Annotated in this window: 13 protein-coding genes and 1 rRNA gene; 6 read left to right on the top strand and 8 right to left on the bottom strand. The window is 70.8% G+C overall.

Annotated elements, in window-relative coordinates; genetic code table 11:
- Positions 1-355: ribosomal RNA gene (locus ABZ484_RS03780) — 16S ribosomal RNA — on the bottom strand; the annotation flags it as partial.
- Positions 356-881: 526 nt separating this feature from the next.
- Positions 882-1532, bottom strand: a complete 651-nt coding sequence (locus ABZ484_RS03775) for a DNA-3-methyladenine glycosylase (protein WP_358864272.1) — start codon at positions 1530-1532, stop codon at positions 882-884.
- A gap of 140 nt (positions 1533-1672) precedes the next feature.
- Between ABZ484_RS03775 and ABZ484_RS03770 the strand changes: the two genes are divergently transcribed.
- The 3 genes from ABZ484_RS03770 to ABZ484_RS03760 all read left to right on the top strand — a co-directional run bounded on the left by ABZ484_RS03770 (position 1673) and on the right by ABZ484_RS03760 (position 3754).
- Positions 1673-2455: a sporulation protein gene (locus ABZ484_RS03770; RefSeq protein ID WP_358864271.1), complete on the top strand. Its 783-nt coding sequence runs from the start codon at positions 1673-1675 to the stop codon at positions 2453-2455.
- Between the two features lie 75 nt (positions 2456-2530).
- The gene (locus tag ABZ484_RS03765) at positions 2531-3070 is read left to right on the top strand and encodes a YbhB/YbcL family Raf kinase inhibitor-like protein (RefSeq protein ID WP_358864270.1); all 540 of its coding nucleotides are present in this window, start codon (positions 2531-2533) and stop codon (positions 3068-3070) included.
- Positions 3071-3247: 177 nt separating this feature from the next.
- Positions 3248-3754 (top strand): HNH endonuclease, encoded by a 507-nt coding sequence (locus ABZ484_RS03760; protein WP_030182749.1) that lies wholly within the window; start codon positions 3248-3250, stop codon positions 3752-3754.
- Between the two features lie 66 nt (positions 3755-3820).
- On the opposite strand, the gene ABZ484_RS03755 is transcribed toward ABZ484_RS03760, so the two are convergent.
- The 3 genes from ABZ484_RS03755 to ABZ484_RS03745 form a co-directional block, all read right to left on the bottom strand.
- Entirely contained in the window at positions 3821-4777 is a 957-nt protein-coding gene (locus tag ABZ484_RS03755; protein WP_358864269.1) for an SPFH domain-containing protein, read from the bottom strand.
- A gap of 188 nt (positions 4778-4965) precedes the next feature.
- The gene (locus ABZ484_RS03750) at positions 4966-5397 is read right to left on the bottom strand and encodes an NfeD family protein (protein ID WP_358864268.1); all 432 of its coding nucleotides are present in this window, start codon (positions 5395-5397) and stop codon (positions 4966-4968) included.
- Between the two features lie 71 nt (positions 5398-5468).
- Positions 5469-6266: an ABC transporter ATP-binding protein gene (locus ABZ484_RS03745; RefSeq protein ID WP_358864267.1), complete on the bottom strand. Its 798-nt coding sequence runs from the start codon at positions 6264-6266 to the stop codon at positions 5469-5471.
- 152 nt (positions 6267-6418) lie between these two features.
- Here ABZ484_RS03745 and ABZ484_RS03740 point away from each other — a divergent pair, with 152 nt between their 5' ends.
- Complete coding sequence (locus ABZ484_RS03740) at positions 6419-7207, top strand: hypothetical protein (protein WP_358864266.1); 789 nt, start codon at positions 6419-6421, stop codon at positions 7205-7207.
- 220 nt (positions 7208-7427) lie between these two features.
- Here ABZ484_RS03740 and chpE read toward each other — a convergent pair whose 3' ends face one another.
- The 3 genes from chpE to ABZ484_RS03725 form a co-directional block, all read right to left on the bottom strand.
- The gene (gene chpE / locus ABZ484_RS03735) at positions 7428-7673 is read right to left on the bottom strand and encodes a chaplin ChpE (RefSeq protein WP_030182727.1); all 246 of its coding nucleotides are present in this window, start codon (positions 7671-7673) and stop codon (positions 7428-7430) included.
- A 167-nt stretch (positions 7674-7840) separates the two neighbouring features.
- Positions 7841-8482 (bottom strand): response regulator transcription factor, encoded by a 642-nt coding sequence (locus tag ABZ484_RS03730; RefSeq protein ID WP_358864265.1) that lies wholly within the window; start codon positions 8480-8482, stop codon positions 7841-7843.
- Positions 8475-9620: a GAF domain-containing sensor histidine kinase gene (locus tag ABZ484_RS03725; protein ID WP_358864264.1), complete on the bottom strand. Its 1146-nt coding sequence runs from the start codon at positions 9618-9620 to the stop codon at positions 8475-8477. The genes ABZ484_RS03730 and ABZ484_RS03725 overlap by 8 nt, the downstream gene beginning before the upstream one ends.
- A gap of 247 nt (positions 9621-9867) precedes the next feature.
- Here ABZ484_RS03725 and ABZ484_RS03720 point away from each other — a divergent pair, with 247 nt between their 5' ends.
- Entirely contained in the window at positions 9868-10563 is a 696-nt protein-coding gene (locus ABZ484_RS03720) for an SDR family NAD(P)-dependent oxidoreductase (RefSeq protein ID WP_358864263.1), read from the top strand.
- A complete protein-coding gene (locus ABZ484_RS03715) occupies positions 10560-11660 on the top strand; it encodes an S-adenosylmethionine:tRNA ribosyltransferase-isomerase (protein ID WP_358864262.1) in 1101 nt (366 codons plus the stop codon). The genes ABZ484_RS03720 and ABZ484_RS03715 overlap by 4 nt, the downstream gene beginning before the upstream one ends.
- Positions 11661-11876: the final 216 nt, after the last annotated feature.

The raw sequence follows: 11876 nt of genomic DNA, 5'->3' as shown, positions 1-11876 counted from the left end.
CCCCACTGCTGCCTCCCGTAGGAGTCTGGGCCGTGTCTCAGTCCCAGTGTGGCCGGTCGCCCTCTCAGGCCGGCTACCCGTCGTCGCCTTGGTGAGCCGTTACCTCACCAACAAGCTGATAGGCCGCGGGCTCATCCTGCACCGCCGGAGCTTTCCACCACCCGACCATGCGGTCAGTGGTTGTATCCGGTATTAGACCCCGTTTCCAGGGCTTGTCCCAGAGTGCAGGGCAGATTGCCCACGTGTTACTCACCCGTTCGCCACTAATCCCCACCGAAGTGGTTCATCGTTCGACTTGCATGTGTTAAGCACGCCGCCAGCGTTCGTCCTGAGCCAGGATCAAACTCTCCGTGAATGCTTTCCCCGTGATCGGGGCGAACACCACGAGAGCGGAACCAAGGAGAGGAATAATCCCCTCGGTTCACAGCGTCCTCGCTGTGTTATTTCAAAGGAACCTCGACCATCAGAACTTGTCCGATGGACGGGGTATCAACATATCTGGCGTTGACTTTTGGCACGCTGTTGAGTTCTCAAGGAACGGACGCTTCCTTTGTACTCACCCTCTCGGGCTTTCCTCCGGGCGCTTCCCTTCGGTGTTTCCGACTCTATCAGATCTTTTCGATCCGATTCCCGGTCGGCGGGAGTTTCTGTCTCCGGCTTTCCGGCTTTCGCCCGTCCGCCTTTCGACATTCACTACGTTAGCCGATTCCCGCGCCGATTCATAATCGGGTTCAGCCGGTTCGAATTCGGGCATGCGAACACACCAGAAACGACCCCGCTGAGGGGTGCTCGGTAGGTAGTGGGTTGGCCGCTCCGGCTGCAGGCGAATGCCGTACCCGGTTCAGCGGCTCGGGCTACGTTACGCACCTTCCGGGTGCGAGTCAACTTCTGCGGCGCCTCGGCGCGTGGGCCCGATAGGGGCTCACGGTCGGGTCGTCGGCGATCCAGAAGCGCCAGGGGTGGACGTCACCGTTTCCGCCCTCGCCCGCGACGCCCGTGCGCGGACCGTTGCGTACCTGGTCGGAGGGGACCGGGGCGCCGGTCAGGATCCGTATCGGGGTGTCGCCGGCGGCGCAGGCGTCGGTGCCGTCGAGGGACCGGTCGACGTCCAGGGCGGTGGCCAGACGGGCCGGACCTTTGGCCAGTTCCTTGTCGTTGCGGGCCGAGATTCGGCGGGTGCGGGCCAGCTCGGCGCCCTCGACGATCTCGCCGGCGCGCAGCAGCACCCCGCTCGCCCGGCCCTCAGGTCCGCAGACCAGGTTCATGCAGTGCCACATGCCGTAGGTGAAGTAGACGTACACATGGCCGGGGGGACCGAACATCACCTCGTTGCGGGGGGTGCGGCCGCGGTAGGCGTGGGAGCCGGGGTCGTTCGGGCCGTCGTAGGCCTCGACCTCCGTCAGGCGCAGGGCGATCGGGCCGTCCGGGGTCGTACGCACCAGGAGGCGTCCCAGGAGGTCGGGGGCGACTTCCACTACGGGGCGGTCGAAGAACTCTCTGGGCAGGGGCGTACGGTCCGAGGGCGCGATCATGGCCTACGAGGGTAGTCCAGCCGGGTGGTGTCCCAGGGGTCGTCGATCTGTGAGGTCTGTTGCAAGGCCGTGGGCGGGGAACCGGTGACGGCCGGATCGCGTATGTAGGGATCAGGGATCCACACGTAAAGGGAGAGTCAATGGCGTTCAAGAAGCTGCTCGCGAGCCTCGGTGCCGGTGGAGCGTCGGTGGAGACGGTCCTGCACGAGGTCAACGTCGTGCCGGGCGGGGTCGTCCAGGGTGAGGTGCGGATCCAGGGCGGGTCCGTGAACCAGGAGATCGAGGGGCTGTCGGTCGGGCTCCAGGCGAAGGTCGAGGTCGAGAGCGGCGACCAGGAGTACAAGCAGGACATCGAGTTCACCAAGGTCCGGCTCGGTGGTGCCTTCGAGCTCCAGGCGGGCGCGGTGCACGCGGTGCCGTTCGGCCTGGAGGTCCCCTGGGAGACGCCGGTCACGATGATCGACGGGCAGTCGCTGCGGGGCATGCACATCGGGGTGACCACGGAGCTGTCGATCGCGCGTGCCGTGGACTCCGGTGACCTGGACCCGATCAACGTGCACCCACTGCCGGCGCAGAAGGCGATCCTGGACGCGTTCATCCAGCTGGGCTTCCGCTTCAAGGACGCGGACATGGAGCGCGGGCACATCCGCGGGACGCGGCAGCGGCTGCCGTTCTACCAGGAGATCGAGTTCTACCCGCCGTCGCAGTACCGGGGGCTGAACCAGGTCGAGCTGAGCTTCGTCGCGGACGAGCACGCGATGGACGTGGTGCTGGAGATGGACAAGAAGCCGGGCCTGTTCAGCGAGGGCAGCGACACCTACCGGTCGTTCCAGGTGGGCCAGCACGACTACCAGGGGACCGACTGGGCGGCGTATCTGCACCAGTGGATCGCCGAGGTCGGCAGCAAGCGCAGCTGGTTCTAGGCTCGGGACCGGTGATTCCGTCGATCAGGGATCACGCGTAACGGATCAGCCCGTAATCGATCAGGAGGTGCCGAGGTGACCGAGCTCAAGAGGCGGCCGCTCCCCCACGACTTCCATCCGCCCGTGCCGTCCTTCACGGTCACGAGCGACGACGTCCAGGAGGGCGCGACGCTCAAGGACGCTCAGGTCCACGCGGCCGGGAACACCTCGCCGCAGCTGCGCTGGGAGGGGTTCCCGGCGGAGACCAAGAGCTTCGCCGTGACCTGCTACGACCCGGACGCGCCGACGGGCAGCGGGTTCTGGCACTGGGTGCTGTTCGACATCCCGGCCTCGGTGACGGAGCTGCCGGCGGGTGCGGGCGGCGGCAAGTTCGAGGGGCTGCCCGCGGGCGCCGTGCACGCGCGCAACGACTACGGGACGAAGGACTTCGGGGGTGCCGCGCCGCCGCCCGGGGACGGGCCGCACCGGTACGTCTTCACGGTGTACGCCGTCGACCAGGAGAAGCTCGGTCCGGACGCCGACGCCTCCCCCGCGGTGGTGGGCTTCAACCTGCGGTTCCACACCCTGGCGCGCGCCCAGCTGATCGGTGAGTACGAGAACCCCGCCGAGGGCTGACGTACCGCCCCGACGTGTCCGCCGCGCAAAACGGCGTTCACCGAACGTTTGCCCGCCTCCGGTCTTGGAAGTGATCGGAGGCGGGCATTTTTATTGCGTTGTCCATCGCGGCGCGCCCGTCCAGAGTTGATCCGAGCCCGCCGGGGGGTGGGCAGGTGCGCACGGGAGGTGGGCCGGATGCGAGACACGCTGGTGCTGAACGCGAGCTTCGAGCCGCTGTCGACGGTGACGCTGAACCGAGCCGTCGTTCTGGTGCTCCAGGACAAGGCCGTCGTCGAGCAGGCCCATCCCGAACTGCGTATGCGGGGAGCCGCGGTGGACATACCCGCGCCCCGGGTGATCCGGTTGTGCAGATACGTGCGGGTGCCGTTCCGAAGACAAGCGCCGTGGTCGAGGCGGGGTGTGCTGGTGCGCGACCGGCACCGGTGCGCGTACTGCGGGCGGCGGGCGACGACCGTGGACCACGTGGTGCCGCGGTCGCAGGGCGGGCAGGACACCTGGCTGAACACGGTGGCCTCGTGCGCGGAGGACAACCACCGCAAGGCGGACCGGACTCCGGAGCAGGCGGGGATGCCGTTGCTGCGGGAGCCGTTCGAGCCGACACCGGCGGACGCGATGCTCCTGGCGCTCGGGGCTGACGATCTCGCGGCGCTGCCGGAGTGGCTCGCGCAGTCGGCGGCGTAGTCGGTACGGCAGCGGGGCCCGTCTTCCGTGTGAAGGCGGGCCCCGCTGCCGTGATGGCTCGGCCGCTCAGTCGATCTGCGGCTTCTCCCGGCGTTCCGCGCCCGTACCGCCGCCGTTGGAGGTGCCTCCGGAGCCCGAACCGCCGCCCATGGCACCCAGGTTGCCCATGGCGCCGGACAGGCCCTTGAGGGCGTCTCCGATCTCACTGGGGACGATCCAGAGCTTGTTGGCGTCGCCCTCGGCGATCTTCGGGAGCATCTGGAGGTACTGGTAGGACAGGAGCTTCTGGTCCGGGTCGCCGGCGTGGATGGCTTCGAACACCGTGCGGACGGCCTGTGCCTCACCCTCGGCGCGCAGGGCCGCCGCCTTGGCCTCGCCCTCGGCGCGCAGGATCTGGGACTGCTTCTCGCCCTCGGCGCGCAGGATCTCGGACTGCCGGACACCTTCTGCCTGGAGGATGGCGGCGCGCTTGTCACGGTCGGCGCGCATCTGCTTCTCCATCGAGTCCTGGATGGAGGTGGGAGGCTCGATCGCCTTGAGTTCGACGCGGTTGACGCGGATGCCCCACTTGCCGGTGGCCTCGTCGAGGACGCCGCGCAGGGCCGCGTTGATCTCCTCGCGGGAGGTGAGGGTGCGTTCCAGGTCCATGCCGCCGATGATGTTGCGCAGGGTGGTGACGGTGAGCTGCTCGATGGCCTGGATGTAGCTGGCGACCTCGTAGGTGGCGGCCCGGGCGTCGGTCACCTGGTAGTAGATGACGGTGTCGATGTTGACGACCAGGTTGTCCTGGGTGATCACCGGCTGCGGCGGGAACGGGACGACCTGTTCGCGCAGGTCGATGCGGTTGCGGATGGTGTCGATGAACGGGACGACGATGTTGAGGCCCGCGTTGAGCGTCCGCGTGTAACGGCCGAAGCGCTCCACGATGGCGGCGCTGGCCTGCGGGATGACTTGGATCGTCTTGATCAGGGCGATGAAGACCAACACCACCAGAACGATCAGGACGATGATGACCGGTGCCATCGTTGCTTCCCGTACCCTTCTCCGCCTCGGCGCTCTCGGAAGATCCTGTGGGCTGTTGAAGATCTTGCTGGTCGAGTCTGACAGACCGTCGCATGCCGTGGGGGGCGTTCGGTCCAGGTCGGTCGGTGCCGGTGCGACCGGTCCGGTGTCCCGGTCCCGGCCCTTCGCTCCAGCTCCTCCGGTGCGGGTCAGATGACGATGGCGGTGGCCCCCTCGATGTCGACGACGTCGACCTCCGCGCCCACGTCGTAGGTGCGGCCGGTGTCGAGCGCGCGCGCCGACCAGATCTCTCCGGCGAGTTTGATCCGGCCGCCGGAGCCGTCGACGCGTTCGAGCACGACGGCCTGCTTGCCCTTCAGCGCGTCGATGCCCGTGGCGAGTTGGGGGCGCTGTCTGCTGTGCCGGGCCGCGACGGGCCGGACGACGGCGATGAGGGCGACCGAGACGACGAGGAAGGCGATCACCTGGACGACGACGTCGAAGCCGAACCCGGAGACGACCGCGGCGGCGACGGCGCCGACCGCGAGCATGCCGAACTCCGGCATCGCGGTCACCACGAGCGGGATTCCGAGCGCCGCGGCGCCGACGAGCCACCACACCCATGCGTCGATGTCGTTCACATGGTCATGGTAGGGCCGCGGGTCCTACGGCGGACAGGGCGCGAAGGGGGCGGCCCGGGGCGGCGAATGGCTCAGGACAGCGGGAGGCCCTGGGCGGTCCAGCGGTCGCCGACCTGCTCCACGACGAGCGGGAGGCCGAAGCAGCGGGAGAGGTTGCGGGAGGTGAGTTCGAGCTCCAGGGGACCGGCGGCGAGGACCTTGCCCTGGCGGATCATCAGGACGTGGGTGAAGCCGGGGGCGATCTCCTCGACATGGTGGGTGACCATGATCATCGAGGGTGCGATGGGGTCGCGGGCGAGCCGGCCGAGGCGGCGGACCAGGTCCTCGCGGCCGCCGAGGTCGAGGCCGGCGGCGGGCTCGTCCAGGAGCAGCAGCTCGGGGTCGGTCATCAGGGCGCGGGCGATCAGGGTGCGCTTGCGCTCGCCCTCGGAGAGGGTGCCGAAGCGGCGGTCGAGGTAGTCGGTCATGCCGAGGCGGTCGAGGAAGGCGCGGGCGCGCTGCTCGTCGATGTCCTCGTAGTCCTCGTGCCAGCCGGCGGTCATGCCGTAGGCGGCGGTGAGCACGGTCTGCAGGACGGTCTGGCGCTTGGGGAGCTTCTCGGCCAGGGCGATGCCGGCCACTCCGATGCGGGGGCGCAGCTCGAAGACGTCGGTGCCGGGCCTGCCGAGGGTCTCGCCGAGGATGGTGGCGGTGCCCTTGCTGGGGTAGAGGTAGCTGGAGGCGACGTTGAGGAGGGTGGTCTTGCCGGCGCCGTTGGGGCCGAGGATGACCCAGCGCTCGCCCTCCTTGACCGACCAGGAGACCTGGTCCACCAGAGCCCGGCCCTCGCGGACCACGGATACGTTCTGAAGCTCCAGAACATCGCTCATGAGCGCGTTGTCTCCCCTTGCAGTGTGCCGCCGGTCTCGGCTGTCGCGTACGCCTGTGGCTCGGTCCGCCGCGCCGGTGGGCGCAGCCCCCAACGAATCTACGCCACGAGATGGGCGGGCCGTTCCATCGGTCCGGTCCTTAGGGTGGAGGCATGCTTTCGGAACCGCGCTCTGGACGCCTTGCCGCTTGGGGAAATGCCCTTCTTGCCGGACTTGTCTCTCCGGACGACGCCGTGCTCGCCATCGTGGGTGAGGACGCCGTCCACCGGGTGGAGGGGCTGCCCGGCGAGTCCGGGCCCGTGGGGCTGACGCTGGCGCTGGGCCGCCTGCGGACGCTCGGGGTGGGCGCGCTGCGGGTGGCGCTGCCCGCGCCGGGGCATCCGCTGGGGCTGAGCGGGCCGCCGGAGTTCAACGCGCGGGCGATGGACGCCGAGGAGGCGGTGGTCTGCCATGGGGCCGCGTTCGGGCTGGTGCCCGAGGTCTGCGAGGCGGGGCCCGAGGGGGATGTGCACGTCGAGGTGGTGTGGCATGTGCTGCCGGTGCGGGAGGCGCCGCCGGCCGACGTGCCGTCGCTGGGCGAGGCGGAGCGGGAGCTGGCGGAGGCGCTGCGGGAGGCGACCGAGGTGCTGTCGCGGCTGGACGTCGCCGCGTCGGGGCCGGTTGCCGAGGCGGCGATCGACGCGTACCGGGCGCGGGCGGAGCGGGGGCAGGAGGTCTTGGCGCCGGGGTATCCGCCGCGGGCGGTGCGGGTGCTGGAGCTGGCCCGGCGGGTGGGGCTGCTGATCTCGCTGGCGTACGACAACGGGCACGGGGGTGCGGTGAGCGCGTCCGAGATGGCGGCGCGGGGTGCTGCCCTGCGGCCGGTGGAGCGGACGGCTCGGCGGGCGCAGGTGGCCGCGTACAACTCCGTTGTGGAGGAGCGGGAGAAGAGGGTGCGGTGAGCGTGGGGCGATGCGTACCGTGCGTCGGTGTGCGCGCCCTGGGGGCTGTGCCCCCAGACCCCCCTTGTCGGCCTTGACGGCCTCGTCCTCGATCGCCGGACGGGCTGGTTCTTGCCGGCCGGCGGTGCAGGCCCCCGCGGCTCAACGGCTTCCCGACCCTCGAAAGCCGATCGGCCTCCCGGGTGTCCGGGAGGCCGTGGGCAGTGGGGGCGGGCCTTGGTCAGTGGTTCAGGCCGAGGTTGCCGAAGGCCGGGTTGAGGACGCCGATGACGTTGACGCTGTTGCCGACGGCGTTGACCGGGATGTGGATCGGGGCCTGGATGACGTTGCCCGAGACGACGCCCGGGGAGCCCTTGGCGACGCCGGCGGCCGAGGCGCCGTCGTGGGCGGAGGCCATTCCGGCACCGGCGGCCACGATCCCGCCGGCCACCATCGTCACAGCCGCTGCCTTCTTCAGGTTCTTCACTTCTCAGCCCTTCTGGTGTTCGCCACGGCAGTCGCCGCAGCACGCACTGGAGAACGGCCGGAGCGGGCGGAGGTTGCGCCGTCCGGGGGACATTCCCACGACGGTATGAATCTCAGTCCGGAGCGGAACCCTCCGAATTGCCACGGGAGGCAACCGGGGGCGGCGGATCAGCCGGTCACGCCATGGCGTACGGCCCACAGCGCGGCCTGGGTGCGGTCGGCCAGGTCGAGCTTCATCAGGATGTTCGACACGTGGGTCTTCACCGTCTTCTCGGACAGGACCAGGGCGCGTGCTATCTCGCGGTTGGAACGGCCGTCCGCTATCAGGCCGAGGACCTCCCGCTCCCGCTCGGTGAGCGAACTCCCCCTGCCCTGCCCCGCGTTGTTCTCCTCCTCGGACAACAGGGCGCCCGCGACCTCCGGCTGGAGGAGGATGTGTCCCGCGTGCACGGAGCGGATGGCACCGGCGAGCGCGTCGGGATCCACGTCCTTGTAGACGTATCCGGCGGCGCCCGCGCGCAGCGCCGGGACGACGGTGCGCTGCTCGGTGAAGCTGGTGACGATCAGCACGCGCGCCTGGTTGCCGAGTTCCCGGAGCCGGCGCAGTGCCTCGACGCCGTCCAGGACGGGCATCTTGACGTCCATGAGGACGACGTCGGGCCGCAGCTCCTCGGCGCGGGCTACGCCCTCCGCGCCGTCCGCGGCCTCTCCGACGACCTCGATGTCCTCCTGTACCTCGAGGAAGGTGCGCAGGCCCCGGCGGACCACCTGGTGGTCGTCGACGACCAGCACCTTGATTGCGTCAGCCACCGGGGGCCTCCATCTCGATCGTGGTGCCCTTGCCGGGCGCCGAATCCACCGTCAGCGTGGCACCGGCCCCGTTCGACCGGTCCCGCATGGAGACCAGGCCCAGGTGGCGGCCCGCGCGCCGGACCGTGCGGGGGTCGAAGCCCTTGCCGTCGTCGGTGACCCGCAGGACGGCCCCGCGTCCCCGGCGCTCCAGGGTGACGTCGACGTGCTCGGCGCCTGAGTGCCGCAGCGCGTTGTGCAGGGCCTCCTGGGCGACGCGGAGCATGGCCTCCTCCTGGGCGGCCGGCAGGGCGCGGAAGCAGCGGGCGGTGAAGGTGACGTGCGCGCTGTGGGCGCGGTCGAGGACCTGGACCTGGGTGCGCAGGGTGGCGACCAGGCCGTCCTCGTCGAGGGCCGCGGGGCGCAGCTCCACGACGGCGGCGCGCAGTTCGTCGGCGGCCTCGGCGGCGAGCACGGCGACCTGCTGGAGTTCGCCCTTGGCGCGCGCCGGGTCCCGGTCGACGAGGGCGGCGGCGGCCTGTGCGGTCAGGCGCAGGGAGAACAGCTTCTGGCTGACGGCGTCGTGCAGCTCGTGGGCGAGGCGGGAGCGCTCCTCGGCAATGGTCAGCTCGCGGCTGCGCTCGTAGAGACGGGCGTTGGTGAGGGCGATCGCGGCGTGCTGGGCGAGGATCGAGAGCAGCTCCTCGTCCTCCTCGGTGAAGCCGCAGCCGCCCTCCGGTTTGGGGCAGCGCTTGTTGGCGAGGAACAGGGCCCCGATGACCTCGTCGCCGTCGCGGATGGGCAGGCCCAGGAAGTCGGACAGCTCGGGGTGGGCGGCCGGCCAGCCCTCGAAGCGCGGGTCCTTGCGCACGTCGGCCAGGCGCTCCGCCCTGGCCTCGTGGAGCATGGCCGCGAGGATGCCGTGCTGGCGCGGGAGCGGGCCGATGGCGCGCCACTGCTCGTCGCTGACCCCGTCCACCACGAACTGGGCGAAGCCGCCGTGGTCGTCCGGGACGCCGAGGGCCGCGTACTGCGCGCCGAGCAGCTCGCGCGCCGAGGCGACGATCGTCTTCAGGACGTCGCGCACCTCCAGGTGCCTGCTCATGGCCAGCAGCGCGGAGCTGACCGCGGCGAGGCCGGACCGGGGACCTTGACTCATGCCCTCACGGTACCGGCGGGGTACGACAGTGCGGATCGGACCTGTGGCGGCGCGGTCTGCGCCGGTGGGCCTAGGGCCGGTGGACTAGGTCGGTCGCCCGGTGGGCCCAGGTCCCTGGTCCGGGGCGCGCGGTGTAGGGCGAAGGGCCCCGGCTGATTGGGGCCCGCGTCCGAGGCGGGGCGGGCGGCCGGGTTCCTACGTTGAGGTCACCGCCGATCAAGAGGCGGGTGAGACGAGGGGACGGGTCATGCCGGTAGCGATCATCACGGGAGCCTCGAAGGGGCTGGGGCGGGCGCTGGCCGAGGCGCTGGCCGCGCGCGGCTGGGATCTGGTGCTCGACGCCAGAACGGCGGCGGTCCTGAAGGAGACGGCGGATCGGCTCACGACGTACGGCACGCGTGTGACGGCGCTGTCCGGTGACGTCACGGACTTGGGTCACCGGGCGGAGCTGGTGGCTGCCGCGCGGCGGCTGGGCGGCCTGGATCTGCTGGTGAACAACGCGAGCGCGCTGGGCGCGGAGCCGCTGGTACGGCTGGAGGCGCTCCCCGCGGAGGGGCTGCGGCGGGCGCTGGAGGTGAACGTGGTGGCCGCGCTGGGCCTGGTCCAGGAGGCGCTGCCGCTGCTGCGGGCGTCCGGGGCGGGCGCGGTGGTCGCGGTGAGCTCGGACGCGGCGGCCGAGGCCTATGAGACATGGGGCGGCTACGGGGCGTCGAAGGCGGCTCTCGACCACCTCACGGCGGTGCTCGGCGAGGAGGAGCCGGGGCTGCGGGTGTGGGCGGTGGACCCGGGGGACATGGCCACCGACCTGTATGCGGCGGCCGTACCGGACGACGACGGTCCGCGCCCGGCGCCGGAGAGCGTGGTGCCCGCCTTCCTGCGGCTGCTGGACGAGCGCCCGGCCAGCGGTCGCTATGCGGCGCCCTCTCTTCTGGAGGCGCGGTGACCCTCGCCGTACGGATACCGGAGGAGCTGTCGGCGCGGCTGCCTGCGGAGCAGCGCGGTCCCGGACTGGACCGGGACGACGTACGGCTGCTGGTGTCGCGGGGGACGGAGGTGTCGCACCACTCCTTCCGGGAGCTGCCGGGGCTGCTGCGGGCCGGTGACCTGCTCGTGGTGAACACCTCGCCCACGCTGGCCGCGGCGGTGGACGGGCGGGTCGGGCACGCGCGCGTGGTGGTGCACTTCTCCACCCGCGGGGACGACGGGCGGTGGGCGGTCGAGCTGCGGGATCCCGACGGGAGGGGCACCACGCGCGCGCGTGCGGGTTCTTCTGTGGGTACGGAGGTGGTGCTGTCGGCGGGCGTGCGGCTGGTGCTGGAGGAGCCGCTGAGCGCGCACGCGGACCGGCTGTGGTGGGCGCGGGCGTCGGGGGCGGAGGTCCTCGGGATGCTGCGGGCGCACGGTCGGCCGATTCGTTACTCCTACACGGAGCGGGACCAGCCGCTGTCCGTGTACCAGACGGTGTTCGCCGTGCCGTCCGCCGACGGGGCGGGCAGCGCGGAGATGCCGAGCGCGGCGCGGCCCTTCACCGCGCGGCTGGTGGCGGAGCTGGTGAGCCGTGGGGTGCAGTTCGCTCCGGTCACGCTGCACACGGGGGTGGCCTCGGCGGAGGCGCACGAGCCGCCGTATCCGGAGCGGTTCTCGGTGCCGGAGGCGTCGGCGCGGCTGATCGGCGCGGCACGGGAGGGAGGGGGCCGGGTGATCGCGGTGGGGACGACGGCGGTGCGGGCCGTGGAGAGCGCGGCCGGGCCGGACGGGGTGGTCCGGGCGGCGGGGGGATGGACGGATCTGGTGGTGACGCCCGAGCGCGGGGTGCGGGTGGTGGACGGGCTGCTGACCGGGCTGCACGAGCCGGAGGCCTCGCATCTGCTGATGCTGGAGGCGGTCGCCGGGCGGGCGGCGATCGACCGGAGCTACGAGGAGGCCCTGCGGGGGCGCTACCTGTGGCACGAGTTCGGCGACGTACATCTCCTCCTCCCGGCCGACTCCCGGCCGAGAACGCTCACCCAGAGAGTTGCGACGGCAACTCCTGGTAAGTAATCCGCCTCCGCGATGTGAGGCCGCGCATAGGACCCACATCACGTACGAGCGGGCATAGGAGACAGAACAACCCCCGACGAACGGGACAGACGCCCCTGTCTGTCCCGTTTTGTCTGTTCCCGATCCACTACCCGGCTTCGTACGTCACACCTTTGCCCTGCGATTTTGCGATCGCTAAGAATGGCTCTCGTCGCTCAGCGCCGCGGGTTCCGCTCG

This window comes from Streptomyces sp. NPDC006393, assembly GCF_040628575.1.
In the GTDB taxonomy this organism is placed as follows: Bacteria; Actinomycetota; Actinomycetes; order Streptomycetales; family Streptomycetaceae; genus Streptomyces.
The sequence above is the reverse complement of the archived record's forward strand: the minus strand, read 5'-3'. Positions and strand labels throughout refer to the sequence as shown.